Origin of the sequence: Chitinophaga sp. LS1 (assembly GCF_034274695.1) — a bacterium.
Taxonomy (GTDB): domain Bacteria; phylum Bacteroidota; class Bacteroidia; order Chitinophagales; family Chitinophagaceae; genus Chitinophaga.
Genome location: NZ_CP128362.1, coordinates 5,488,253 through 5,511,921, shown reverse-complemented (window position 1 = coordinate 5,511,921; position 23,669 = coordinate 5,488,253). Strand labels below are relative to the sequence as shown.

The following is a 23,669-nucleotide window of genomic DNA, read 5'->3' as shown; positions in this document are numbered from 1 at the left end:
TGAGGTTTTCAGATAAAGGTGTCAGCCCATTAAAGGGCTGACACCATGAATTCATTACTGAATCACTACGTGTTTTGTACCATTTGCCTTCCTGGCTTCTTCAGTCTTTGGCAGGTATAATTTCAGTATACCATCTTTATATTTTGCTTCCACTTTATCTTTAACTACACTGACAGGCAGTCTGAAGCTCCGGGAGAAGCTACTGTAGTTGTATTCCTGCCTGGTAGGGGTTTCTTCAGTTTCTTCTGTTTCAGCACTGATCGTCAGCACATCATTATCAATATCGATCCTAAAGTCATCCTTATCCATACCTGGGGCAGCCACAGTCAGCTTAAACTGATCTTTTTCTTCTGTAATATTTACAGCAGGAACGGTAGCAGTATATGTTTTGCCGCCATTAAAATCAAATAAATCTTTCCAGGGTTTAAAATAATCATCGAATGCAGATGGCAGAATGGAAGTTGCCTTAGTTAATTCTTTAGACATAGTTACCTCCTTGTTTTAAAAATTGTGAAGAATATTGGGATTATATTTTCGAAAATTTCAGGGTCGTTTACAATATGAATTTACATCTTGTTTAATACTGAAAACAATGATCTGGAGTATCCGAAACATTGATTCTCATCACCATGCAGCCATTGTTACCGTGGCATTGTTCAATACCTGCTGAAATAATTTCTCTACATCTTCCGGCTGGCACAAGGCGGTTCCGGGATGCAGGGTGGCGGCGGCTCCACAGGCAATGCCATAACGTATTGCACCTAAAAATCCCGCACCTTTTGAAAGCTTATATACAATACCGGCAAGCATCGCATCACCAGCCCCCACGGTACTGACAGATTTCACGAGTGGAGCAGGGATCATGACCTGCTCATCTTTTGTAACCAGTATAGCACCGGCAGCACCCAGCGATACGACTACAGCCGCGCTCTGTCCTCTGTTTATGATTTGCCTGGATTCCTGGTATACATCCTGCTCAGATAAGTGTGAATTGCCAATTAATAATTCTAATTCTGTGAGATTGGGTTTGATAAGATACACTCCTTCTTTTAGCGCACAGGCGAGGGCTTCACCAGATATATCTACCACAAGCCTGGCTCTTCTTTTTTTTACGATAGCAGCGATCTCTCCCATTACTTCGGGAGGCATACCAGGTGGTAAACTACCACTTACCACAATAAAATCATCTGCTGCACATTTACCTATTATTTCAAGACAGGGCTGCCATTCTTTTTCACTGACAGTGGGCCCTGGCATGCCAAAACGATATTGCTGATTAGTAGACACATCCATTACCACCAGGTTCTCCCTTGTTTTGCCACTGATGGTAACATTGATAGCATCCAGGTGTTCCTTTTCAATCAAAGAAGAAAAAAAACGGCCGGTATACCCACCGGAAAGATAAACGGCGGTAGCATGACCACCCAGGTTCCTGATAGCCCTGGCAACATTTATACCTCCGCCACCCGGCTCAAATACAGGAGGTGAACAGGCCAGTTTCTTTTCAGGCACCAGGTGGTTGATAGTAGTACTTTTGTCAATTGCCGGATTAAAAGTGAAGGTGATGATACGGTTCATAACACTGGGTTTAAAGTTTTATTTTATTATATACGTCGTCATAAAAACAGATTTTCCCTTTTCCATCTGGCCAGGCTACTTCATATAGAATAAATAGTGGAATTTTATGTTTCAGGGGAAAGATCAGCTGTCCGCTATCTGACGCTAAATCACATACCTTAGTCGCAGCATTGGCCAGAAATGGGTGCAATGCAGGTTCCAGCATTTCTGCCAGCGAATCGACATCTTCTACCCGTATACACCCATGACTGAAATACCGGCTGTTGAACATGAAGTAGCTTTTATTGGGCGTATCATGCAGATACGTGCTGTAAGGGCTGAAAAAATTGAGTTTGATGATGCCCAGAGAATTATCACATCCAAATAGCTGCCTTAGTGTATATGGAAAATTCCTACTGTTCAGCTGCTGCCATTTGATAGTGGACGGATCTAATACCTTACCGGCTTTGTCCAGCACCTGATAATTACCGTAGTCCAAATAGTCCAGCGGAGCAGATTGAATGGCAGGTAATAATTCGTTTACAGCGATGCTACGCGGTACATTCCAATATGGGAATAATATTACCTCATGTACGCTGCTGGCTAGTGGTATACTGGGCGTAGCAGCTTTGCCCACAATACAGCGGGTGTAGAACAAAACTGAATCTTTACATATATAAAAAAGATTCGCCGCCGGAATATTAACGATGATCACAGGTTGTTCCTGTTGAATACAATCCAGCCAGCGCCAGGTATTTAAAGCATGTTTTAGTTCATATAGTCTTTTTTCTACGGATATATTTAGTTCTTCCAGGATGCCCGGGCGAAGTGTGCCATCTTCCAGCATTTCAAACATACCTTGTGCTAACCTCAGTTTATTCCTGAGTGTATCTTCGTGAATGGTATAATCAGGGGTATCTGTAATACCCAGTTGAAATAACTTTTCGATAAGGGGATGATTAGTGGTATCCAGCTTATCACTGGTGACTGGAGAGAATATAAATTTCTTACGGTTTTCCAGCACAGCTATCTTTTCTTTCAACTCCATGTACATTACATTGTGCGGTTCCAACCTGGCAGGCAAGGTGGCAAACTGATCTTCTGCCATAGCAGTCAATATGCTGTCGCGGATATTCAAACAAGCGGGGTAATAGTTAATTCCATTATAAGGCACACGCACTTCCTGATTACCATAAACGATATCAGAAAAATAACTGATTGCAGCATTTGTCAGTTCTTTATCAATACTGGCAGTATCGTCAATTTTTATCCCGGATGTAAGCTGCTGCACCGTTTTATAAGCATAGTCTTTTTCATTAAGGCCTGACAGAGAGGCCTGTGAGAAGAAGCTGACAAGTATGCGCAGGTTCACAGTATCCGATAACCATCCGATATGTTGGCCAGTGGCTGTCGATATCGCCAGTGATAAAAATATTATTGTCAAAAACCAATATTTCATATCTAAAATATTATGTGCGATATAATCCTGCCAGGAATACTCCGATCAATAGTATCTTTTCATTTATCCTTTTTGCCAATTCATATGCTCTATTAGAATAATGTGCGCCATACTTTTCTCATGGCTTTTGAAATATCAGAGGAATAATTGGGGAACAACATAAAATTCGCAATAACCAGCGCCAACAAAAATGATACTGATCATACAGAAGTCTGACTTTGATGCAAGAGAAGGTTGCAATATCAATGAAAAACATGACAAAAATCATTGATTTTAATAGAGATAGAAAACTACCTTTCAGTTCGAAAACAAAATGAATTCCACGGTTACGATTGCAGAATCTATATAATTTGTTACAATCCTTTAGTGCAAGCAACGATGTGCTTTTTTCATAACCGATAAAATGAACAGCGAAAGAAAGGTAGTAACCGTAATTGCTATCTTTCTTTACAACAACTATCTAATCCCAATTATTTACCTCAAAAACCTTAATCATGAAAACAGACTACGAATTACAACAGGATGTGCAGGATGAACTGATGTGGGATCCTTTACTCAACGTACCGGAAATAGGGGTTATAGTAAAGGATGGTGTGGTGACGCTGACTGGGATCGTTGATAGTTTCAGCAAAAAAATAGCCGCAGAAAGTGCCGCCAAAAGAGTAAAAGAAGTTATAGCTGTAGCTGTAAATATTGACATTAAATTGCCGGGAAAACATCTCAGAACAGACGCCGAAATAGCAAAAGCTGCGTTCGATGCGCTGAAATGGTCCAATATTATTCCTGACGAAAAATTGATGATACAGGTAGAAAACGGATATATATCTGTGGAAGGTGAAGTGGAATGGCAATATCAGAAAGATTCTGTAACGAGTGCGATAAAAGATCTTCAGGGAATAAAAGGGATTACAAACCTTATTCACGTAAAACCACGACCTGGCAGCAAAATTATTAATAACAATATACGGAAAGCCTTGCAGCGGATCGCCAACCTTGAAGCAGACAAAATAAATGTAATGACTACAGGCAGCGATATCAAACTGACAGGTAATGTACATTCATGGCTTGAACGGGCGGAGGTAGAAAGAGCAGTGTGGTCAACACCTGGTGTTACAACTGTTCATGATGAACTGACCATCTCATAAATCCTTGTACCGGTGACAAGAAAACCCTGATCAAGAGCCCAATACATCTACAGGCCAGTCCGACACCGTTTCACGGACTGGCCTTTTTTTTCCGATAATAGGCTTTAATGATCCGGGTGAATGCACGAATTCGATTCCTTTATAATCAGGATAAAAAGTTTCGTATGAAAAATTCACTTAAAATATTTTTCATCAGAGGAATTCCGATTGAATTACATTGGACATTTCTGTTATTGATATCCTGGGTATTGCTCATGCAACTAATAGCCAGAGAACACGCCAGCATCGTATTACTGACTATCAGTGAAATGTTAGCTGTATTTGTATGTGTATTGTTGCATGAACTGGGACATACCTTTGCTGCTCTTCACTACAACATCCCTATCAAAAAGATCCAGTTGCTCCCCTTTGGTGGAATCACATTCTTTTCCGGCCAGCCAGGAAATCCGCGCCAGGAAATAATAGTCAGCATGGCAGGGCCTTTGGTCAATATCACAATTGCAACCTTATTGATACCATTTCTGCCGGCGGGCACGCCTTTCTGGAAATTGGGTACGATTATAACAAGCATTCATAGCGCCAACTTTTCCCATTTTCTGTATAACATCAATATTACACTGGCAATTATCAACCTGCTGCCCGCATTACCTCTTGACGGGGGAAAAATGTTAAAAGGATTACTGGGACTTCGCTTTACGCCATACACTGCTTTGAAAACTTCGCTTTTTATAAGCAGGGCTATCAGTTTGCTACTGACAATAGCCGGATTGCTGACAGGTAATCTGCTATTCATTCTATATGGCTGCTTCCTGCTTTTAATGTCAGGCATGGAAAAGGATAACTACCTGATCTCATTTCTGATGAAGGATGAAAATGTAGGTGATGTGATATCCCGGGATTTTAAAACATTAAATGTACGGGCAACCCCGGAAGAGATCCTTCATACCCTTGGCATGGGCAATGACCGGTATTATGTATTGACCGACAATGGAAACATCATTGGCATATTGGACAAAGAAACAATTTTATACAGACTACTGACCAACAGGAACGAAATAACCCTGCAGGATCTGGTCATCCCTGATCTGTCTGCTGTGAGGGCGGATAGTAAGTTAATTGAAATATGGAATCGGTTGCCAGACAAAGCAGATCTGATATTGCCGGTTACTACTTCAACCAATAAATTGATCGGGGTGGTCAGCAGGGATAACATCCTCAGTTCGGTACTTAAACATGCAACGGAAAAGCATAAAAAACCATATGCGCTTGCCTGGACATTTCCATTGCTGCTTTCACTATTTTCAGTACAGCAAAAAGGTCATTCCGATACCACTGGTTACCATCAGCATGCCATGAGATTATTGCATGACACGCCTACCCTGGCATGGAAGTATAATCCTACCGCTCCCCTGCCGGGTGCAATACTTCCATACAAAAGGATTGTTGCATTCTATGGCAACCTGTACTCTCCGAAGATGGGAATATTGGGAGAATTACCGCCGGATAAAATGAAAGCCCAGTTACTCGCTGAGGCTGGAAAATGGGAGCTTGCGGACCCACTGTTTCGGGTACAGCCAGCACTGCATTACATTGCGATTACAGCACAAAGAAACCCGGGGAGAGATAAAAAGTACCGGCTCCGGATGCCTGGGCAGCAAATAGACAGTATTATTAAAATGGCGAGAGAGATAAATGCCATCATCATACTGGATGTTCAGGTGGGCCATAGCACCCTACAGGAAGAGCTGACTACACTGGAAAAATACCTGCAGCTTCCGGATGTTCACCTGGGAATAGATCCTGAATATTCCATGAAGAACAATGCCGTACCCAGTTCAGAAATTGGCACTTTCGACGCAGCAGATATAAATTTTGCCTGCGATTACCTGAAAACACTCGTACTGAAATACCATCTCCCACCTAAAATATTGGTAGTACACCGGTTCACACAAGGTATGATTACCAATTACAGAGAAATACATCCCTGCGAGCAGGTACAAATAGTCATCAATATGGATGGATTTGGTTTTCCTGCTAAAAAGAGGGATTCCTATAAATATTTTATTGCGAAAGAACCAGTTCAGTATACGGGTTTTAAGCTGTTTTACAAAAATGATATTACACCCATCCGGCAGACCATCATGCAGCCGGAGGAAATTCTCAGATTGTACCCAATACCTGTTTACATTCAATATCAATAGAAATGGGATATACGATCATATACATGTTATTGTCATACTGCCTGCAGTACCAGCAGGTACCTATCCTTTGTTATCATAATATCAGTAAGGCTGATGATGGTAAAGAAGATCTTTTACATATCAGTGAAAAACATTTTCAGCAACAAATGCAATACCTGTATAATAACGGATATACTGCCATTACCCCCGACGGGTTATATGCCCACATGAACGGAGGCGCTCCCCTGCCGTCCAAATCAATCATGATCACCTTTGATGACAGCCATGAAACACATTACAGTCTGGCGGTACCAGTATTGAACCAATTCCATTTCAGGGGCGTGTTTTTCATTATGACCGTCTGCCTGAATAAAACAGGGTGGCTTACCGCCTCTGAAATCCGGGACATGTCGGACCAGGGACATATTATCGCCTGCCATACCTGGGATCATACCAACCTGGCCTTACATCCCTCCTATAATGTAAATGAGCAAATAGTAAAACCCAAAGCACTTCTAGAAAAAATAACCGGCACATCTGTCTGCTATTTTGCATTTCCGTATGGCGAGTGGAATGAACAGGCTATCAAAGACCTGAAACAGGCTAATTATATCGGCGCCTTCCAGCTGGCTAGTCATCAGCAATCTACGGATCCCAACTTCACCGTCAGGCGTATAATGGTATCCGGTAAATGGACTGCAGTCCAATTGAAAGAAGCAATAGATAAAGCATTTATTCTTCCTTAAACAAAAATATACCGCAATGGAAAAAGAAGCTAACAAGGTTGTTTTTCTGATCGATGATGATTCAGATGACCAGGAAATTCTGATAGACGCAATTCATCAGATAAATCCCGGTATCATGATGGAGGTATTTAAAAATGGAAGAGATTTCATGAACCGTGTAGATATGGATAACTGTTCGGACAGCCCTTCACTCATCATTCTTGATTACAACATGCCTTATTATTCGGGTGCTGAGGTATTAAAAAAACTGAATGACCATCATCGGCTGCCGGGGATACCTAAAATCATATGGAGCACGGCCTGCGACTATATTACCAGGAACGATTGCATCACCAATGGTGCAACTAATTATTATGAGAAACCAGATAACTACTCAGGATATTGTCAGGTAGCTGCCAATATGCTGGGGTATATTATATAAAAAATTATGCTATGAAAGCACTCGTTTACAAGAGCACCGGCAAGGTAATGCTTGAAGAAAAAGAAAAACCAGGACTGATTGCATCGACAGATGCTATCGTGAAGGTTATAAAAACAACCATCTGTGGTACAGACCTGCATATATTAAAGGGAGATGTAAAGGAGGTCGTGCACGGTACCATCCTTGGACATGAAGGCATAGGGATCGTGGAAGAAACAGGGAGTAATGTCAGCAATTTCCAAAAAGGAGACCATGTATTGATCTCATGTATTACATCCTGTGGTAAGTGTGAATACTGCAGGAAAGGGATGTATTCCCATTGCAGGAACGGCGGCTGGATACTGGGGCACCTGATAGATGGGACACAGGCAGAATATGTGAGAATACCTTATGCAGATACAAGCCTGTACCATATACCCGCAGGCACAAATGAAGAGTCCCTGGTCATGTTGAGTGATATTCTGCCTACGGGTTATGAATGCGGGGTACTGAACGGACAGGTACAACCGGGTACAACAGTGGCAATAGTGGGTGCAGGACCAATAGGACTGGCAGCGCTTACCACAGCGCAGTTCTTTTCTCCTGCCATTATCATTATGATTGACACTGATAATAACCGTCTGGAAGTGGCTAAACAAATGGGCGCGACCCATGCAATTAACAGTAGCCAGGAAAATGCGATCAAAGCTATTATGGCCCTTACTGAATATGAAGGGGTAGATACAGCTATGGAAGCTGTGGGAATACCGGCCACATTTGAATTGTGTACACAAATCATCCGGCCCGGCGGTAAAATTGCCAATATAGGTGTACATGGTAAGTCAGTATCCCTGGCGCTGGAAGATTTATGGTCAAAGAATATCACTATTACTACCAGGCTGGTAGATACCTATACCACGCCAATGCTACTAAAAACAGTTACCAGCAATAAATTGGATCCGGGAGTATTTATAACACACCGGTTTAAATTATCTGAAATAGAAACTGCGTACAACACATTTGGCAATGCTGCAAAAGAAAAAGCACTGAAGGTAATTATTAGCAATGAACTATAAAAATGAATGTATTAAAGTGGATTCAATAATAGGCGGTCAGACAAAGTCTGCTATCCGCATAAAAGAGCTTGTTCACTACAGTCCCTTTTCCTGAAAATGGTTTTCATTCCCAGTTGGTGAATTCCCTCTTTCATGAATGTTTTAATTACTCAATTGGTTCAGTTTACCAATATCGAGCAAATAGATAACCCCTTTCCTGATGTCAATCAGGTGTTCATCCCGAAAATCTGCTAGTGTACGGGCAAAGGATTCTTTTGCCACACCTGCGATTGCCGCAAGGTTTCCCCTGCTGAATTTTATTCCTACGTTGTTATCTCCTGCCACATTATACTTATTGAAGACGGAAAGTAGGGTATCTGCGGCTCTCTTTCTTAATGAATCGTAAGCCACTCTTAAGAGTTGGACTTCTTTTTCCTCAATGGTATGCGTCAACATTCTGATGATCTGTTCCTGGGCATGTTTATTTAGGTTGGTCAATTCTTCGAAGTCACTAATCGGAATAACTGCCAGCACCACGTGATCAATAGCCTGCGCCGAATCGCTGAAGTGGGTTTTGTCAAGTATAGGAATATATCCGAGAAAATCACCTTCCTTAAATAATCCGGTAATAAATTCTTTTCCATCTTCATCAATCCTGAAGGATTTTACAAATCCTTTCAAAATAAAATAAAGATAGGAAGGGTGGTTTCCTTCCTGGTAAATAATTTGTTTATTTTTAAACGTTTTGATATTACGGTCTTTGATGAGGGCTTTAAAGGGTTCTTCTTCCATTGTATTGGAAATGACTGGTGGCATTGCTACTACATGATGCCTGGTGTGGGCCGATTTTTTTAGCTGGCATTCAATGGCACTTAACAACTCTGACGGGGTAAACGGCTTGGTGATGTAATCATCAGCTCCCATGTCCATACCTTTACGTATTTCTGATCTTTCAGCCCTTGCTGTCAGAAAAATAAAAGGCACCTTACAGGGTGTATCGCTTCTGTTTAACATTTGTAAGACTACATAGCCATCCAGGATAGGCAATGCCAGGTCGCACACGATGAGATCCGGATGTTGCGTTTCTGCAAGCGTTAATCCTTTTTTTCCATCGCCGGCTTCTAAAACTTTATAATTTGCCATTTCAAGTATCTCAATGATATTTTCTCGTATAGCCTGGTTATCTTCAATAACGAGTATTGTAGCCATAGGGGAACGGAGTTACAACGGTAAATATGGTGCATATAAATCGAAAGACACCTTAATTTACTAAAAATCAACCGTATATAAAAATTTTATTGGCAGGATCTTCAAATTTGCTTTCCCCTCTTTAAAAGTAGGATTACAGCAATGGCCAGAATAACTGTACAGGGAAATGATGATCCTGCTCCCAGGGGAGCCAGGGCTAACAAATAAACTATTCCAGCGACCAAAGCCGTTTTCCTGTTATACAAAATACCTATACCTATAACCAGTTGGATGATCATTAACAATATTATATATAAAGTGATATGTATTAACAATACCTCTGCTATTAAATATTCATATACTGGCAGGGCAGCTATTAATTCATAAACATTGTAGACATCTGGTTTAAATGTGGCCTGCCATGCGTTCACCAGCGCGGCGATCAGGAATAATAATGCAATAATGATCCTACCGGCTCTTTTATACCAGATACTAATCAATAAAATTAATATTGCCCCGGCATTGGAAACCAGGAATGCGAGTGAAAACAAATTACCTCTCATAATAGTGAACTTAAGATCCCATCAATCTCCCTGCTCAAATCTGCCAGTCATTTCTTCAATTGAGATGCGATAAACCACTGGCCGGATATTAGCATTAAAATGACCGTTTTCTTCCTCTCCGACGATTGCCGTACTATGATGTACCTTTTCGGCTTCGGTAAATTGTAATAACCTGCTCATAAGGTACTTGATTGAATAAAACCTTTCTTTTTCATCGAGGATTTCCTGGTACTGCCCCCAAATAATAACGCTCTGCCAATTGGTTATACTGTTTATCACATCTACCTCAAAACAAACCTCCGGATTATTACGCATCATATTAATCTTCATCCCCTCTGCAGAATGGGCTATGATGGCCTTCCCATTGTAAGCATAACATACAGGAACCACCAAAACCCTTGAATTGCTGCTGCAACCTATACGCCCCATCATGTTCTGCTGCAGGATGGTGTGCATTTGCTGATCTGACAATTTTCCTATCATATACCTATGGTTATTGTCATAAGTTAAGCTGATTCTTTGCAAATAACATTGATATTGGTCATGGGAAGGGATGATAATATTTCATCCATTCGGATGAAAATCAAAAAAAAATTCTATTTTAGCGATGACGAGAGGATTTGCGCGAATCCCTCATCTTTAATACATATAATAGGTTGTATTTCAATTGATAATAAATCAGTCTTATCACCTATAATCTATTTTCCTTCAAGACAAGCCTGCATAAAAAAAACACCACACATTTATGAATGTATTTAGTTCTGCTCCGGAATTAGATTTGAATGCGCTATTCAATCATGCATCTGTCGGGATCATGGTAACAGATGAAGATGGATATATTATAAAGGCCAATCCATTTTTATTGAAAATGTTCGGGTATGAAAACCACCAACTGGAAAACCAGAAAATCGAAGTACTCATACCGCAAAGGTATCATGCCAGCCATACTGCCAGGAGGAGCCATTACATGAAAAAACCCGATAACAGGCAGATGGGACATGGCTCAGAGTTTGAGGCAATAAAAAAAAGCGGGGAAATATTTTCGGTTGAAGTAAGCCTCAGTCCATATCAGCAGCATGGGAAAAAATATATAACAGCCTTTGTAAACGATATCACCCTGCGCAAAAAAGCAGAAGCCGAATTACTTGAAGCAAAAGCAAAAGATCTGATTATGGAAGTGAATCTCTCGCGGGAAATACAGCTAAATGAGCTAAAGACAAAGTTTGTCTCGATGGCCTCGCATGAATTCCGTATTCCTCTCAGTGCAATTCTTTCGTCGTCTTATCTTATATCGCAATATGGACAGAGAGGTAATTTTGATCAACAGGAAAAACATATCAATAAAATAAAAAACGCAGTCAGTTTATTAACCGGTATTCTGAACAACTTCCTATCTATTGAAAAAATCGAAGAAGGAAAGATCACACCCACCATTAAAGAAGTAGCAATTGAAGATTACCTCACTAACATCTGTGAAGAGATCAGCCCACTTACCAGTCCCGAACAGCAGATTATTTACACGCATACAGGAGGACTTACTATATATACAGATACAGTACTCTTAAGGCATATAATCACCAATCTGTTGTCAAACGCAATTAAATTTTCACCTAAGCAAAAGAATATTTATATGTATAGCCAATGTACGGACACCGAATTTGAAATTAAGGTGGTGGATCAGGGCATTGGTATTCCTTTAGCATCCCAGGCAAATATATTTGACCGCTTTTTCAGGGCATCCAATTCTGGTAATATTCAGGGAACTGGATTAGGGCTGAGTATTATAGCCAGTTATGTAAAATTGCTTAAAGGAACTATTTCTTTTGAAAGTGAGGAAGGAAAAGGGACTACGTTTGTTGTTAGATTTGATTGTTTTCTGGAATAATAAACATTAATTTAATTACAACGCAGGAATAAATATCCTGGGACAACTAAATATTTTAAGGCAATATAATTTTTGCAGGCCCATTTATGAATTTAATCATTGCAATCAGCCTGATTCCTTTTTTACCCGCTACACTCCTCCCCTCCAAATTTAAATATGCTATTGCGCAGCACAATTATCAGTTACCCACTCCTGATCATATGATTGTTTAAATATTGACAACAGACAACCCAGTGTCAGGAATGAGCTATAAATACCGGCGCACTTGTTAGTTTCAGAAAATTCGTAGCATGACTTGAGCTAAAAAAAGATGACAACCTGTTTCTATCATAAGCGCCAATAATGAAAAATGCTTTCTGTCTTTGAAGCAATGCCTCCGTCAATGTAGCCCTTGAATCGCCACCAACCAAAAAATACGCTATGAAGCCATTCACGAAACTTAGATCGCTCTTCTGTCTCAATTTTAGCAGGATTAATACTAACAACCACAATTCTTGTATCCCGCAGTTCCGGAAACAGATAGGTAAACTGCTTAATGGCATACATAGAATCGGCCATGCCATCATAAGCAAACACCAACTGATCAATACTATTGACCAGCGCTGTAAAAAACACCTAATGAATATGTCTATATAAAAGTAAATTAGAAAAATAAATTCAATTATGAAATGACATTTATAGGTTTTATTATCGTCACTAACCGCTGAAAGAAAGCAGAAGATTCTGCCCGCATTAAGCAAAGGCTCACAAATGGGCGATAAATATAGGGAACCTGAATAATGACATTGCCTTATTGGCAAAGCTGGACCTGAATGCAGAAGATATACCGGAACGGCCAAATCCACCGGTTATGAGTATTGGAGAAGGGACCTTCATTATGTAGTCTTCAAAAAGCTGCATCGTTTCCATTACAAGCTCCTGGAAGTTGGGATAATGCGCACTCAGTAATAACTGAATAGCAGAGGAAGACGGCATAGTCCCATTACTATTTATATGCAAAAGAATCGTAGTTTTATTACATAACTCCGGAAATAGATAACAGAACATTTTTATGGCAAATACAGATGACGCAGTACCATCATAAGCCAGTACTATATTTTCAGGCTCTTTTTTATATTCGGGCACCACTATTACAGGGCATTCTGCATCATGAAGGGCATCGCGCAAATTTTCTGCAGGTATGTTCAATGCCAATTGTCCCAAAAACTCCTGCGACCCAATTAAGAGAAGATCAGCAAATCTACTCTCCTTCTTAAATATGGGATATGCATCCAAAGATAAGTCTTTGTGTACCCTGTACTCGATATGATGATGTATACAATAGTTTTTGAAGCGCTCAATATTCTCGTCCACTGTTTCTTCGTCTACCCGTATATGAACAGGAATATCTAGTGCACCGAAACCATACATTTCAGACATACCTGTAAAATCAATTCCGGGAAGAAAGCTTCCTACCAACAGGATGGGCTGGTTGTCATTAATATGCTGAGACAGCTCCATCACACCATCAGAATATTGTCCGCCATCAAAAATCGCCAATACCTTTTTCATGATTAAAATAGTTTAGGTATGTAAATTAACAACCCGTCATTTCCGGAAAGTCAGCATGCAAATTTGTAGTTTCGGAAGAAGCGGCAAAAAGGGTAACAGCCGAAAAACAATAGACATTATCTGATCGCAGCGGTATCATAATACTCTACTTCTAGATCATTGATAACAGCTGAAACTCCAGGAGTAGACCAAACTACATGTTCTACCTGTTCCAGCTCCCGCCAGGAGCGCACTGTTCCATTGAGGATGATCGTATTATCCAGGGTTAAAACCTGAATATTGTGGGCGTCAATATTGGCCATCCGGTGCAATGCTTTTAAAATATTGTTCTTTACCAGGAAAAAAGACGATATTGGTTTTACAACAATCAAATTAGCAATCCCTTTCACTCCCTGCAGGTCTTTAACAACATCTTTTGCAGCATTCCGCTGATATTGCCATTCTACTTCCCCTTCCAGGGTGATATATCCATTTTCTACTTCAATGCGGACCTGATCTTTTGGAACCAGGCTGTTCCATGCCAATGCATCTACAGCAGCCTTTGCAATCTCAGCGTCTGTTTTCCTGCTACTGCTGGGATAAACTACTTCTATAGCCATTGCTACGGCCTTAACATCCTTAATTCTTTTAACCGCACGTTCTGCTGAGTTCTTTTTACTGAAACTATCCACTGTACCGCTTAAGGTTACAATTCCATTTTTAACAGACACCCCTATTTCAGCAGCTTCCAGGGATGGTTCCCACAAAAATTCATCCAGGATATTTTGTTGCAATATATAATCACTTCTCACTATTCGTTGTTTTTAGGGTTAAAGAATATCCAACTTTCATATTAAAGTTAAAATATGTGTGGCTCCCAAATATTAAGAAAGATCATGCTGAATAATGACATTCATCACCCGAAAAACAACCGGTATGAGCAATGAGTGAAAAAACTATAGTAAGCATCATTTCCACCTATATAAATTGATATTACTTTAGACACTAAAACAGGAGAATGTCTATTTTATTCCTGCATTGTCATTTTACTTATTGCATTTATTTTCCTGAAATAAAAATGGAAATGATATTTAAATTACCTTTCAATCGGACTACAAAAATTATTCAGTATGGTAATCATCGTCACAGGATTGCCTGGATCAGGAAAAAGCTACCTGGCAGTACGTTTGGCTGATGAACTGCAGGCTGCCTATGCCAGTAGCGATCGTATCAGGAAAAAGATGATACCTAACCGCACTTACTCCGTCAAGGAGAAAGAAAGCGTATATGACGAAATGTGTAACAGAATGGTGGCAGCCATCCAGGCAGAAAGAGACATAGTACTGGATGCTACATTTTACAGGGATAGCCTCCGGGAAAAGTTCATCCTGGAAGCCGGTCCGGAGAGCCAGATCCGCCTTATTGAAGTAACTGCAGCAGAATCGCTTATAAAAGAGAGATTGGGGCAAAAAAGAGCCGACAGTGAGGCTAACTTTCATGTGTATCAACAATTAAAAGCGCAATATGAACCCATACATGTACCTCACCTGACCCTCGTTTCGACAAACAATAATATAGGTGAAATGCTCGATTCAGCATTAAAATATATAAGATCAAACCATGACCAGGGAGCAGATCAATAAATTACTAGCTGATATAAGTATGCATGCACAAGAGCAGCCCAAACTCATAGAAACCCATATTTCATGGGTGATCTTAGCAGCTACTAATGCCTATAAAATCAAGAAACCCGTTCGCTTTTCCTTCCTTGATTTCTCGACATGTGAAAAAAGAAAATATTATTGTGAGCAGGAAATCACGCTCAATAATCGACTCACCGAAAATATATATCTTGATGTACAACCCATCCGCGTCAAATCCGGCTATTATAATTTGGGCGGGGATGAAGGAGAAATAATTGATTATGCTGTAAAAATGATGAAGCTGGATGGAGATCTTCAAATGGATATATTACTATCTAAAAATAAAGTTACTTCGGAGCAAATTCACAAACTGGCAGAGAAAATAGCATATTTTCATAAAAATACTACTAAAGTATATGGGATAGATCCCTTTGAATTGCAGGAACAATTTAATGATCTTAAAAATGAAAAAGAATTCTTAAGTGAAAACCTCGGGAAGCCCGATTCCCTTATTATTGATAAAGCTATACACTTTTCTGATTTCTTTATCAGGGAAAATGCCTCCTATCTGACAGAAAGAATTAAGAATGGTTGTTTCCGGGACTGCCATGGTGACCTCCATACAAAAAACATTTTTTTGTTGCCAGATCCACAGCCTTTTGATTGCATAGAATTTAATGATAGTTTCAGGCAGATAGATATACTAAATGAAAATGCATTTCTATGTATGGACCTGGATGCAGCTGGAAGACAGGATCTCTCTGAGCTGTTTGTCAGTAATTATAACGAATTCTTTCCCGCTGTTAAATCTTCTAAAGAACTAAAACTATTTAGATATTATAAAGGTTACCGTGCAAACGTAAGGGCAAAGGTGAACAGCCTCAGGGCGGCCAGTGCGGAAAATGAAACAACCAAAAATGATTATTTATCCCAAACTGTCAGATATCTCAGGTTAATGGATAATTACTTTAAAGGTGATATTATGTAAACAAACCCGGATAAAGAATTCTATCTGCAAAGCCTACTTCTGTAAAGGAATCCAGCCAGATTCAAAATTATGAATCAGCATCCGAAATTATTTCAATACAGTGTCATTTTCAATATTTATTCATTCAATATCACGAATTATTATCCTGATCAACAAAACACCAAAAATAATGAGCGCATGGCAAATGGATGGTATCGGGCGAAACCTGCTAACCTTGAGAAATACGCCTGACTGGACAGATGGTCTGCGACCAGGCAATGCCCGCACGCCCTCCTATCGTACACCCGGCGGTTTTTATCCAGGTGTATTGGCGCAATATGTGGTGATGTCTGAAGAATGGTTGGTACATGCGCCTGTTACCTTAACAACAGCTGAAGCCAGTACCCTCCCCTGTGACGACCTTACAGCCTGGTTTGCACTGGCGGAACGGGCGCGTGTACGTGCTGGCGACACCGTATTAATTCCTGCCACCGGCGGCGTCGCTTTATTTGGATTACAAATTGCCAAAGCACATGGCGCACATGTTATTGTTTATGGCCGTGCAAAAAACAGAGAAAGGACGATGGCATCAGGTGCGGATCACTTCATTGAAAAAGAAAGACTGAACATGAATATAGAAAACTTAAGAAATTATCAGAATCTGAAAATATCAAGTTAAGCCAAATTTAAATTATAACAATAGAATCTCCTTCCAGAACGCCTGAGGAATTTCCGCTTTCGTCATCATCAAATTCTTTGCAACCTGCTCTGGCCTGCTAGTATTCAATGCTATACTCTTCACTCCCGGAGCAGACAAACCAAAACGGATACAAGCTGTCGCAGGACTTAGATCGTACTTTGAACAAACAGCAAAAAAGCGTGCACGCCAGGTGAGCAATGCCTGTCCGTACTCATCCTCCTTATCTACGGGTTTATAATTGTAATAATCTCCTCCTGTCAAAAATCCTCCATTAAACACAGCAGAATTAATTACAAATATCCCACGGCTTTGAAGATCATGCATTAAAAGGGCCAGTTCAACAGGATGATCATATATAGTATAACTGTTTGCAAACATCACCCAATCCAATTGCACATCACCTGATAAGCGCTTTATAAACCGCCAATCCTTTGCGCCAACACCTATCGCCCTTACCTGGCCAATCTTTTTCAAATCATTCAATGCTTTATAGGCTAATAAAATATCGTTATAAAGATTTTCTTCATGTGATTTGTCGATAGCCTTAGCCAAATACTCATCTGGATCATGAACGGAAACAAAATTGGCTTTGTAATTTCCCAACAGTTGGTTACCCTGTTCATAACACTCCATTATACCTTCATACCCTATCCGTTGTATGGCATCATATTGAAGATTTTTCCATACACCTGGTTCAAAGGTAGGTTCAGCATGTTCCAATGGAACTCTTAACCATCCCAGTTTGTTGCTGATAATGACATCATCCGGAGAAACCGCTAATTCATGAAGTGCCTGACCAAGGCATTCAAGTGCAAGCCCGGCGCCATATTTCCCGGCAGAATCAAATGCAGGTGGAGCTGCTGAATGTGTGATAAATTCCTTTACAATTGCAGTCTTTGTTGGTTGGGACAATTCCTGGTATAAATTTCCAAGGCCACTGGTCCCCATTATGACTTCTGACAGTTGAAGCATGTACGGTTGATTTTAAATGTCTGGTTTACATCCCATTCAAATATGAATACATTCAGGCAAATTTCTGTTATACAAAAACGACATTTGTATATAAAATTCCGGCCTGTTTAATAAATGTAATTAAAGAAATTTTATGTAGTTTCCCATTTCAAACCAACCTACAAATTGCCACCGTTATGAGGAACCGATTTACATTCTCATTACTGAATACAGACTATGTACAATTGAATGAGAGTTGGAACTATCTCAATGTGATCAGTCCGTTTTACCGTTTATATCTCATAGATGATGGTATTGGACATCTTTCAAATCCTGAAAAACAAATTACACTAGAAAAGGGGAACCTATATCTCATACCGAGCTTTACTATGTTCAACCAGACATGCCTTTCCAACCTCAGCCAATATTACATTCATTTTATAGAGGAATCGTCGGATGGAAGTTCCCTTTTTGCAGCAAGTAGAAAACTACTACAAACCGAAGCAACTGTTGCTGATATAGAACTATTCAAAAGGCTCATTGCTATAAATCCGGGCAGAGATCTCCGGAAATCTGACAACCCTAAAGTCTATGAAAAAAGTAATATACTGAAAGGTTTCCAGGAAGCCAACTCCCGGTTGAACATATCGACTATCCTGGAAACGCAGGGATTAATACAAATCTTATTATCCAGGTTTCTAAACTGTAAGGATTTTGCCAATGAAAACAAAAACCCGATTCCTTCCAGAATTATGGAAGCAATCAATCATATACAGACTAATTTATCCGGAAATATTTCTGTAGAAGAACTGGCTGCCCGGGCCAACCTAAGCACAGATCACTTTTCCAGATCTTTTTATCAGCATACCGGCCAGCGTCCGCTTCAGTTTATTCAGCAAAAACGTATAGAACGTGCACAGTTCTTAATTCTAACATCCAATTTTTCATTTGCGGAAATCGCTGAACAAACAGGATTTGAAAGCTTAAGCTATTTTGCCCGGGTTTTTAAATGCACGACAGGACAAACACCCGGGGTTTACAGAGATAGCCATGCTTATAACATATAATAAAAAATCCTGCCAGCTTTCGAAAAGCTTAGCAGGATTTACTTCCACTTAAACGTATTAGTTTATTTTCAGCGGCAGGGCATAAGACAGTAAACCTGATCGTTCAGGTAATTCTACTTCTAATCCGTTCGAACTGCGGTTGAATTTTAAAGACGAACTATTTCCGGGTAATGAGATTCTGCTAATGGTACCGGGGTAGTGGGCACTGCCTGTAGCAAGCGTTTTAATCATTATCCGGCCATTATCCGGCCATTCCATCACCGTTGCATACAGGGTATCACCCTTAGATACAAACCTTATATCCTTATCAGTATAGGGTCGCCCCTTCCCTTCATTAAAACCCTGTGCACTTAACGGTGCCGCATTTTCTAATGCCGGTCCTTCGCCAAATACTTTCCAGGGTCTGGTGCCATAAATACTTTCACCATTTGCAGACATCCACTCTCCTATTTCCTCCACGATCTTCCGTTCCTCTTCATCGATGGTACCATTTCCCCTTACCGGAATATTCAATAACAGGTTCCCGTTTTTACTGACTATGTCAACCAACATCTGAATAACCATTTTGGAGCTTTTATAGCCCTTCCTTTCGAAGATCTCCCTGTCGTAATGCCAATCTCCTATACATGTGTCTGTTTGCCACGGTAAGGGTTCTATACTATTACTTTGCCCCCGTTCAATATCCCAAACCATACATTTGCGCTGCTGTTCATCCAGGATTTTCCCGTTTATAACCACTTCAAGTGACTTCCGCGTTTTCAGACTCCGGTTGTAATAATGAGCTGCTATACGTAATCCAGCATCGCTCGCCGGCCATAGCGGCAGTGCTGTATCATCAAAATAAATCAGATCAGGATCATACTTGTCAATAAGATCCACAGTCCGGTTATAAAATTTTTCACAATATGCCGGTGAGGGAGGGCAAACCCCATTCCCCCAGCCCCACTGGCGATGAATCATGCCATTGTCGTAACTATTTTCACTCAAAGGATGATTCTGGGCATAGAGGTCCTGCGGATCCAATCCTTCCCACCAGGTGCCTTTCCCTTCCTTTTTACTGAGCTTCCCGTCATAAGGGATACCGGCATATGCCCCTTGTTTATCTGCCCTTTGTGCAGTTTCCATCCAGCTCCAGGTATGCGCAGCGTGTACGCTTACCCCAAAATGTAATCCCTGGTTTTTTGCTGCTTTTACCCATCCGCCAACCAGGTCCTTTTTAGGTCCAACCTTCAGACTGTTCCAGACCGGCTGATACTTACTGTCGTATAGGTCCAGGTTATCGTGATGGTTGGCGAGTGCAATAAAATATTTAGCTCCGGCCTTTTTATAAAGCGCAACAAGCGCATCGGGATTCCAGCTTTCGGCTTTCCATTCGTTGATTACATCCTTGAAACCAAATTTGGAAGGATGTCCGTATTTTTTCAAATGAATATTATACTGCCTGTGTCCTTCTATGTACATATGACGTGCATACCAATCTCCACTCTCAGCCTGGCATTGCGGTCCCCAATGTGCCCATATACCAAACTTTGCATCGCGAAACCACTCAGGCGTGCGGAACTTTTCCAGCGAGGACCATGTAGGCTGAAAAGGACCTTTTATCATCCCTTCTCTACTTTCAGAAAAAGCCTGTAACCTTCCGGGCAACAGCATAGCAGCGCCTGCTATGCCAATTTGTTTGATTAAATTTCTTCTATTCATTGGCTGATATTATTTAGATCATAAATTTTTTCCATCAACACCCACTTTGTTCCGGGAGTAGTTCCCGGTAATAACTGCTGATACTTATCCATTATTTCTTCCCATTTCCGCACTTTTTCATTTGCATGATCCATTTCTTTTTTACGCTCAAAACTAAAAGTATGATCTACTTCCATAATCATGAATAAGCGATTAAACACCCGATAAATCTGCATACTGACGACACCTGCATCCATTATACTATCGGTAATTTCACGCCAGGAATTTGACGGCTTATGCCAGTCCTCATATTCACTCATCATTTGCGGATCGTCTTTCAGATCCAATGCAAGACAATATCTTTTAAATTGTGTCATGACTCTTTGAAATAAAACTAGGTAAATTTTGAGGATTTATATTACTGACATGACTTTCTTTTGCAGTTTCCGGTCTAATGTCAGCTTCACTCCATTTCTTCTCCGCCATCTGCAACCTACCTAAAATTGCCAGGGCCGCCCCTGCTGTCATACGTCCATTTTCAGTAGGCCGGGGCGCAGATAGCACCGGATACGCCGCTTTCAGCTCAGTCTCCACAAAATTCCATACCTCCTCCTTTGTACCCTTTTCTTTAATAGTTTCCCCTGGCACAGGGCGATTTTCAGAAGTTAAAACTTTACCGATAATTGAATACAAATTTTGTCCGAATTCCACAAAATTCAGGAAGGTAAGGAATAGAAACAAAAAGGCAGGCCATGTAGTGGATGACAATCCACACATCAGTGTTTTTTTCATAACAAAAAATTCATTTAATACAGGTGATAAGAATTCCTGGATTATAAAGAAATATTAAGCTTTAGTACTTCGTAACAATCACTATAAATTCACGCTGTATCAAATTTGAGATTTTCTTTAATAACCAGTATTGTACAAAACTAGTTTTGTTTTATACTTTTCCGACATTCAGTAATAACCAGGATGGTATAACATATAAGGATGGACAATTTTGGAAACTATAGCCTATTTAAAAAATATTGAGGTCAAATATAGGTAATGAGATATGGCTGTTTAAGCCTTCTTAGGTGCAATAAGTATTTATTCGAGGTTTAATAATTTAAATACTTCGCGTGAAATATAGTGGCTATTCTCCTTCAATTCGGCCAATGTGCAGAACTGCGTGGCAAGTGTAACCGTTTTTATGCTGCTTTGCCATATTAAATTTATCTGGAAAGGGGCATCTCCATTAGCATTGACCGGAGCTCCTTTCATACATGCAAAGATTCTTTCTGCATCGTTGGGAATACTCCCTAATTGGTAATGGCAGAATGCGGTATAACCCCGAATGGTTTTGATACTTACCTCTATGATATAGGATGCTTTCATAATTGTCACGAAAATCGTTGGCACCCGCTTTTTAAGCAGGTGCCAACATAGGATAAAACAATAACCGGTTATTGAATTTCTATTAAACGAGGCGTTTTTTTCCTGGCCGATTCCGTTTTAGGAACAACGAGTTTTAGGAGCCCGTTTTCATACTTTGCCTCAATGTGATTTTGATCCACCACATCTTTAGGTAGTTCAAAGCTGCGTTGAAACATCTGGTAGCTAAACTCCCTGTGAGTATAAGGATCATTCTCATGGGAATATTGATTTTCCCTGGAAGCTGAAATGGTAAGGGTATTACCCTCCAGCGTAATTTTGAAATCCTTTTTTTCCATACCGGGAGCAGCCACTTCAACTTCAAAACTGTGATCATTTTCCCGAATGTTCACTGCTGGAACTGTCATACTGGTAGAAGAAAAATTACTGTTGCTCCAGTTAAAAAGTTCCCGGCTAAAGAAATCATCAAAGAATGGTAATAAACTTCCATTGGATCTTTTAACGAGTGTCATAAAACCTTCTTTTTAATTGTTAAACAATAGTATAAAGAGCTTATATCAAAGACGACATCAAAGGCCGTACCAGCCAGAAAAAATTTATCCTCATTCATTACAATTTGTCATTCAACAGGAAAAGATGACAGCATTTCGTGTCATTTTTTCTTAGCATTTTCAAGCCCACACCAATCACTGGTGGCAAAATTGCTCGAATCATATTATGTAAAATCGCCTGCATCAATTTGTGCAAGTTTTACATGTTAGGCCCATCACCGCCAGTAACTGACAGTTCGTCTTAATCCCAATGAATTCTGTATTCGCGAATTGTAAGTACAACATGATAAAACGGATGCAAATTAAGACAGGAACCTCCTCATTCGTAGCTATTTCTACTGATAACAACCACCGGTTATATACTAAATTTTTTGACAATCAAATTGCAATAATGGCCTTGCTGCAACACTGCATATTTCAGTCTTACGACGGCTTTTACATTCATTAATTTAGAATGGAGCTGCCATTAATGATAAGCAGCCTAGATGTGCTGGCTATACCCAAACCCGGCATTGTCTGTCGTATCATAGGTTGCATGGCTAATCCGGCCTATTCATTTAATGCCCGACTCCATCTACCAGTTCTTAAGAGGATGAGAATAATCTGCCTGCAGTTTATGCTCCCCATCAGACTGTTATTGTACTGTGTATTTGTCATCAGTTCTTCCTGGATATGATGATACTGATATCCGATGGTAAACAGCTGCTTTTTGTACCTCTTAAATCCTTTTTCCATACTGGCATTAAAACCAAACGCGTCGGGATAAAGGTATCTCCTGTTATAAGCATTCGCTGTAGTACTATCCTAAACATTCTTTAATAAGGTGCTCCTATCACTTGTATAATGATCTTTGAATACTACAGCTAATCTCCTAACAGCCATTATGGTATCTATAACATGGGAAGAATCATTAGTACAAAACTATCTGCACAGATATAATACCATTTACCGGTCAACCCGGTAATAAACCACCCATAATGCAACCCTGTTGCACATTCAATCTTAAACTATATTTGCAACATTAT

Annotated in this window: 25 protein-coding genes; 10 read left to right on the top strand and 15 right to left on the bottom strand. The window is 40.2% G+C overall.

Annotated elements, in window-relative coordinates:
* Positions 1–54: 54 nt before the first annotated feature.
* The 3 genes from QQL36_RS22750 to QQL36_RS22740 all read right to left on the bottom strand — a co-directional run bounded on the left by QQL36_RS22750 (position 55) and on the right by QQL36_RS22740 (position 3,016).
* The gene (locus QQL36_RS22750; protein ID WP_083726733.1) at positions 55–486 is read right to left on the bottom strand and encodes an Hsp20/alpha crystallin family protein; all 432 of its coding nucleotides are present in this window, start codon (positions 484–486) and stop codon (positions 55–57) included.
* Positions 487–624: 138 nt separating this feature from the next.
* On the bottom strand, positions 625–1,578 hold the full coding sequence (locus QQL36_RS22745; RefSeq protein WP_083726731.1) for a 1-phosphofructokinase family hexose kinase: 954 nt from the start codon (positions 1,576–1,578) through the stop codon (positions 625–627).
* A 10-nt stretch (positions 1,579–1,588) separates the two neighbouring features.
* On the bottom strand, positions 1,589–3,016 hold the full coding sequence (locus QQL36_RS22740) for a L,D-transpeptidase family protein (protein WP_321566872.1): 1,428 nt from the start codon (positions 3,014–3,016) through the stop codon (positions 1,589–1,591).
* Between the two features lie 494 nt (positions 3,017–3,510).
* On the opposite strand from QQL36_RS22740, the gene QQL36_RS22735 reads away from it, so the two are divergent.
* The 5 genes from QQL36_RS22735 (at position 3,511) to QQL36_RS22715 (ending at position 8,563) form a co-directional block, all read left to right on the top strand.
* On the top strand, positions 3,511–4,161 hold the full coding sequence (locus QQL36_RS22735) for a BON domain-containing protein (RefSeq protein ID WP_083726727.1): 651 nt from the start codon (positions 3,511–3,513) through the stop codon (positions 4,159–4,161).
* A 164-nt stretch (positions 4,162–4,325) separates the two neighbouring features.
* Positions 4,326–6,362 (top strand): site-2 protease family protein, encoded by a 2,037-nt coding sequence (locus tag QQL36_RS22730; RefSeq protein ID WP_179091242.1) that lies wholly within the window; start codon positions 4,326–4,328, stop codon positions 6,360–6,362.
* Positions 6,363–6,364: 2 nt separating this feature from the next.
* A complete protein-coding gene (locus QQL36_RS22725; RefSeq protein ID WP_321566871.1) occupies positions 6,365–7,087 on the top strand; it encodes a polysaccharide deacetylase family protein in 723 nt (240 codons plus the stop codon).
* Between the two features lie 16 nt (positions 7,088–7,103).
* On the top strand, positions 7,104–7,508 hold the full coding sequence (locus QQL36_RS22720) for a response regulator (protein WP_321566870.1): 405 nt from the start codon (positions 7,104–7,106) through the stop codon (positions 7,506–7,508).
* An 11-nt stretch (positions 7,509–7,519) separates the two neighbouring features.
* Entirely contained in the window at positions 7,520–8,563 is a 1,044-nt protein-coding gene (locus tag QQL36_RS22715) for a zinc-dependent alcohol dehydrogenase family protein (protein WP_321566869.1), read from the top strand.
* Between the two features lie 141 nt (positions 8,564–8,704).
* Here QQL36_RS22715 and QQL36_RS22710 read toward each other — a convergent pair whose 3' ends face one another.
* The 3 genes from QQL36_RS22710 to QQL36_RS22700 all read right to left on the bottom strand — a co-directional run bounded on the left by QQL36_RS22710 (position 8,705) and on the right by QQL36_RS22700 (position 10,776).
* Entirely contained in the window at positions 8,705–9,751 is a 1,047-nt protein-coding gene (locus QQL36_RS22710; RefSeq protein WP_321566868.1) for a response regulator, read from the bottom strand.
* 101 nt (positions 9,752–9,852) lie between these two features.
* Positions 9,853–10,293, bottom strand: a complete 441-nt coding sequence (locus QQL36_RS22705) for a hypothetical protein (RefSeq protein ID WP_321566867.1) — start codon at positions 10,291–10,293, stop codon at positions 9,853–9,855.
* Positions 10,294–10,314: 21 nt separating this feature from the next.
* Complete coding sequence (locus QQL36_RS22700; protein WP_143709141.1) at positions 10,315–10,776, bottom strand: pyridoxamine 5'-phosphate oxidase family protein; 462 nt, start codon at positions 10,774–10,776, stop codon at positions 10,315–10,317.
* A 262-nt stretch (positions 10,777–11,038) separates the two neighbouring features.
* On the opposite strand from QQL36_RS22700, the gene QQL36_RS22695 reads away from it, so the two are divergent.
* Positions 11,039–12,178, top strand: a complete 1,140-nt coding sequence (locus QQL36_RS22695; protein WP_321566866.1) for a PAS domain-containing sensor histidine kinase — start codon at positions 11,039–11,041, stop codon at positions 12,176–12,178.
* A 327-nt stretch (positions 12,179–12,505) separates the two neighbouring features.
* Here QQL36_RS22695 and QQL36_RS22690 read toward each other — a convergent pair whose 3' ends face one another.
* The 3 genes from QQL36_RS22690 to QQL36_RS22680 all read right to left on the bottom strand — a co-directional run bounded on the left by QQL36_RS22690 (position 12,506) and on the right by QQL36_RS22680 (position 14,520).
* Entirely contained in the window at positions 12,506–12,793 is a 288-nt protein-coding gene (locus QQL36_RS22690; protein WP_083730021.1) for a hypothetical protein, read from the bottom strand.
* Positions 12,794–12,922: 129 nt separating this feature from the next.
* On the bottom strand, positions 12,923–13,729 hold the full coding sequence (locus QQL36_RS22685) for a hypothetical protein (RefSeq protein WP_321566865.1): 807 nt from the start codon (positions 13,727–13,729) through the stop codon (positions 12,923–12,925).
* A gap of 116 nt (positions 13,730–13,845) precedes the next feature.
* Positions 13,846–14,520, bottom strand: coding sequence for a BON domain-containing protein (locus QQL36_RS22680; RefSeq protein WP_083730019.1), 675 nt, complete (start codon positions 14,518–14,520; stop codon positions 13,846–13,848).
* A 318-nt stretch (positions 14,521–14,838) separates the two neighbouring features.
* On the opposite strand from QQL36_RS22680, the gene QQL36_RS22675 reads away from it, so the two are divergent.
* The 3 genes from QQL36_RS22675 (at position 14,839) to QQL36_RS22665 (ending at position 16,997) form a co-directional block, all read left to right on the top strand.
* A complete protein-coding gene (locus QQL36_RS22675) occupies positions 14,839–15,351 on the top strand; it encodes an AAA family ATPase (protein WP_083730018.1) in 513 nt (170 codons plus the stop codon).
* Entirely contained in the window at positions 15,329–16,339 is a 1,011-nt protein-coding gene (locus tag QQL36_RS22670; protein ID WP_083730017.1) for a hypothetical protein, read from the top strand. The genes QQL36_RS22675 and QQL36_RS22670 overlap by 23 nt, the downstream gene beginning before the upstream one ends.
* A gap of 169 nt (positions 16,340–16,508) precedes the next feature.
* A complete protein-coding gene (locus QQL36_RS22665) occupies positions 16,509–16,997 on the top strand; it encodes a hypothetical protein (RefSeq protein WP_321566864.1) in 489 nt (162 codons plus the stop codon).
* A gap of 12 nt (positions 16,998–17,009) precedes the next feature.
* On the opposite strand, the gene QQL36_RS22660 is transcribed toward QQL36_RS22665, so the two are convergent.
* Positions 17,010–17,990: an aldo/keto reductase gene (locus QQL36_RS22660; RefSeq protein ID WP_321566863.1), complete on the bottom strand. Its 981-nt coding sequence runs from the start codon at positions 17,988–17,990 to the stop codon at positions 17,010–17,012.
* 176 nt (positions 17,991–18,166) lie between these two features.
* Between QQL36_RS22660 and QQL36_RS22655 the strand changes: the two genes are divergently transcribed.
* Positions 18,167–19,036, top strand: coding sequence for an AraC family transcriptional regulator (locus tag QQL36_RS22655; protein WP_321566862.1), 870 nt, complete (start codon positions 18,167–18,169; stop codon positions 19,034–19,036).
* A gap of 57 nt (positions 19,037–19,093) precedes the next feature.
* Here QQL36_RS22655 and QQL36_RS22650 read toward each other — a convergent pair whose 3' ends face one another.
* From QQL36_RS22650 to QQL36_RS22630, 5 genes are all read right to left on the bottom strand, one after another.
* Positions 19,094–20,737 (bottom strand): alpha-L-fucosidase, encoded by a 1,644-nt coding sequence (locus QQL36_RS22650; RefSeq protein ID WP_321566861.1) that lies wholly within the window; start codon positions 20,735–20,737, stop codon positions 19,094–19,096.
* The gene (locus QQL36_RS22645; protein ID WP_083730012.1) at positions 20,734–21,093 is read right to left on the bottom strand and encodes an L-rhamnose mutarotase; all 360 of its coding nucleotides are present in this window, start codon (positions 21,091–21,093) and stop codon (positions 20,734–20,736) included. Before QQL36_RS22645 ends, QQL36_RS22650 begins: the two co-directional genes overlap by 4 nt.
* Positions 21,080–21,508, bottom strand: coding sequence for a hypothetical protein (locus QQL36_RS22640; RefSeq protein WP_083730011.1), 429 nt, complete (start codon positions 21,506–21,508; stop codon positions 21,080–21,082). Before QQL36_RS22640 ends, QQL36_RS22645 begins: the two co-directional genes overlap by 14 nt.
* A gap of 300 nt (positions 21,509–21,808) precedes the next feature.
* The gene (locus tag QQL36_RS22635; RefSeq protein WP_083730010.1) at positions 21,809–22,096 is read right to left on the bottom strand and encodes a hypothetical protein; all 288 of its coding nucleotides are present in this window, start codon (positions 22,094–22,096) and stop codon (positions 21,809–21,811) included.
* 68 nt (positions 22,097–22,164) lie between these two features.
* Positions 22,165–22,605: an Hsp20/alpha crystallin family protein gene (locus QQL36_RS22630; protein WP_083730009.1), complete on the bottom strand. Its 441-nt coding sequence runs from the start codon at positions 22,603–22,605 to the stop codon at positions 22,165–22,167.
* Positions 22,606–23,669 lie beyond the last annotated feature (1,064 nt).

Coding starts and splice junctions, on each gene's coding strand:
- QQL36_RS22750 (WP_083726733.1), bottom strand. CDS start 486: ATGTCTAAAGAATTAACTAAGGCAACTTCCATTCTGCCATCTGCATTC.
- QQL36_RS22745 (WP_083726731.1), bottom strand. CDS start 1,578: ATGAACCGTATCATCACCTTCACTTTTAATCCGGCAATTGACAAAAGT.
- QQL36_RS22740 (WP_321566872.1), bottom strand. CDS start 3,016: ATGAAATATTGGTTTTTGACAATAATATTTTTATCACTGGCGATATCG.
- QQL36_RS22735 (WP_083726727.1), top strand. CDS start 3,511: ATGAAAACAGACTACGAATTACAACAGGATGTGCAGGATGAACTGATG.
- QQL36_RS22730 (WP_179091242.1), top strand. CDS start 4,326: ATGAAAAATTCACTTAAAATATTTTTCATCAGAGGAATTCCGATTGAA.
- QQL36_RS22725 (WP_321566871.1), top strand. CDS start 6,365: ATGGGATATACGATCATATACATGTTATTGTCATACTGCCTGCAGTAC.
- QQL36_RS22720 (WP_321566870.1), top strand. CDS start 7,104: ATGGAAAAAGAAGCTAACAAGGTTGTTTTTCTGATCGATGATGATTCA.
- QQL36_RS22715 (WP_321566869.1), top strand. CDS start 7,520: ATGAAAGCACTCGTTTACAAGAGCACCGGCAAGGTAATGCTTGAAGAA.
- QQL36_RS22710 (WP_321566868.1), bottom strand. CDS start 9,751: ATGGCTACAATACTCGTTATTGAAGATAACCAGGCTATACGAGAAAAT.
- QQL36_RS22705 (WP_321566867.1), bottom strand. CDS start 10,293: ATGAGAGGTAATTTGTTTTCACTCGCATTCCTGGTTTCCAATGCCGGG.
- QQL36_RS22700 (WP_143709141.1), bottom strand. CDS start 10,776: ATGATAGGAAAATTGTCAGATCAGCAAATGCACACCATCCTGCAGCAG.
- QQL36_RS22695 (WP_321566866.1), top strand. CDS start 11,039: ATGAATGTATTTAGTTCTGCTCCGGAATTAGATTTGAATGCGCTATTC.
- QQL36_RS22685 (WP_321566865.1), bottom strand. CDS start 13,729: ATGAAAAAGGTATTGGCGATTTTTGATGGCGGACAATATTCTGATGGT.
- QQL36_RS22675 (WP_083730018.1), top strand. CDS start 14,839: ATGGTAATCATCGTCACAGGATTGCCTGGATCAGGAAAAAGCTACCTG.
- QQL36_RS22670 (WP_083730017.1), top strand. CDS start 15,329: ATGACCAGGGAGCAGATCAATAAATTACTAGCTGATATAAGTATGCAT.
- QQL36_RS22665 (WP_321566864.1), top strand. CDS start 16,509: ATGAGCGCATGGCAAATGGATGGTATCGGGCGAAACCTGCTAACCTTG.
- QQL36_RS22660 (WP_321566863.1), bottom strand. CDS start 17,990: ATGCTTCAACTGTCAGAAGTCATAATGGGGACCAGTGGCCTTGGAAAT.
- QQL36_RS22655 (WP_321566862.1), top strand. CDS start 18,167: ATGAGGAACCGATTTACATTCTCATTACTGAATACAGACTATGTACAA.
- QQL36_RS22650 (WP_321566861.1), bottom strand. CDS start 20,737: ATGAATAGAAGAAATTTAATCAAACAAATTGGCATAGCAGGCGCTGCT.
- QQL36_RS22645 (WP_083730012.1), bottom strand. CDS start 21,093: ATGACACAATTTAAAAGATATTGTCTTGCATTGGATCTGAAAGACGAT.
- QQL36_RS22640 (WP_083730011.1), bottom strand. CDS start 21,508: ATGAAAAAAACACTGATGTGTGGATTGTCATCCACTACATGGCCTGCC.
- QQL36_RS22635 (WP_083730010.1), bottom strand. CDS start 22,096: ATGAAAGCATCCTATATCATAGAGGTAAGTATCAAAACCATTCGGGGT.
- QQL36_RS22630 (WP_083730009.1), bottom strand. CDS start 22,605: ATGACACTCGTTAAAAGATCCAATGGAAGTTTATTACCATTCTTTGAT.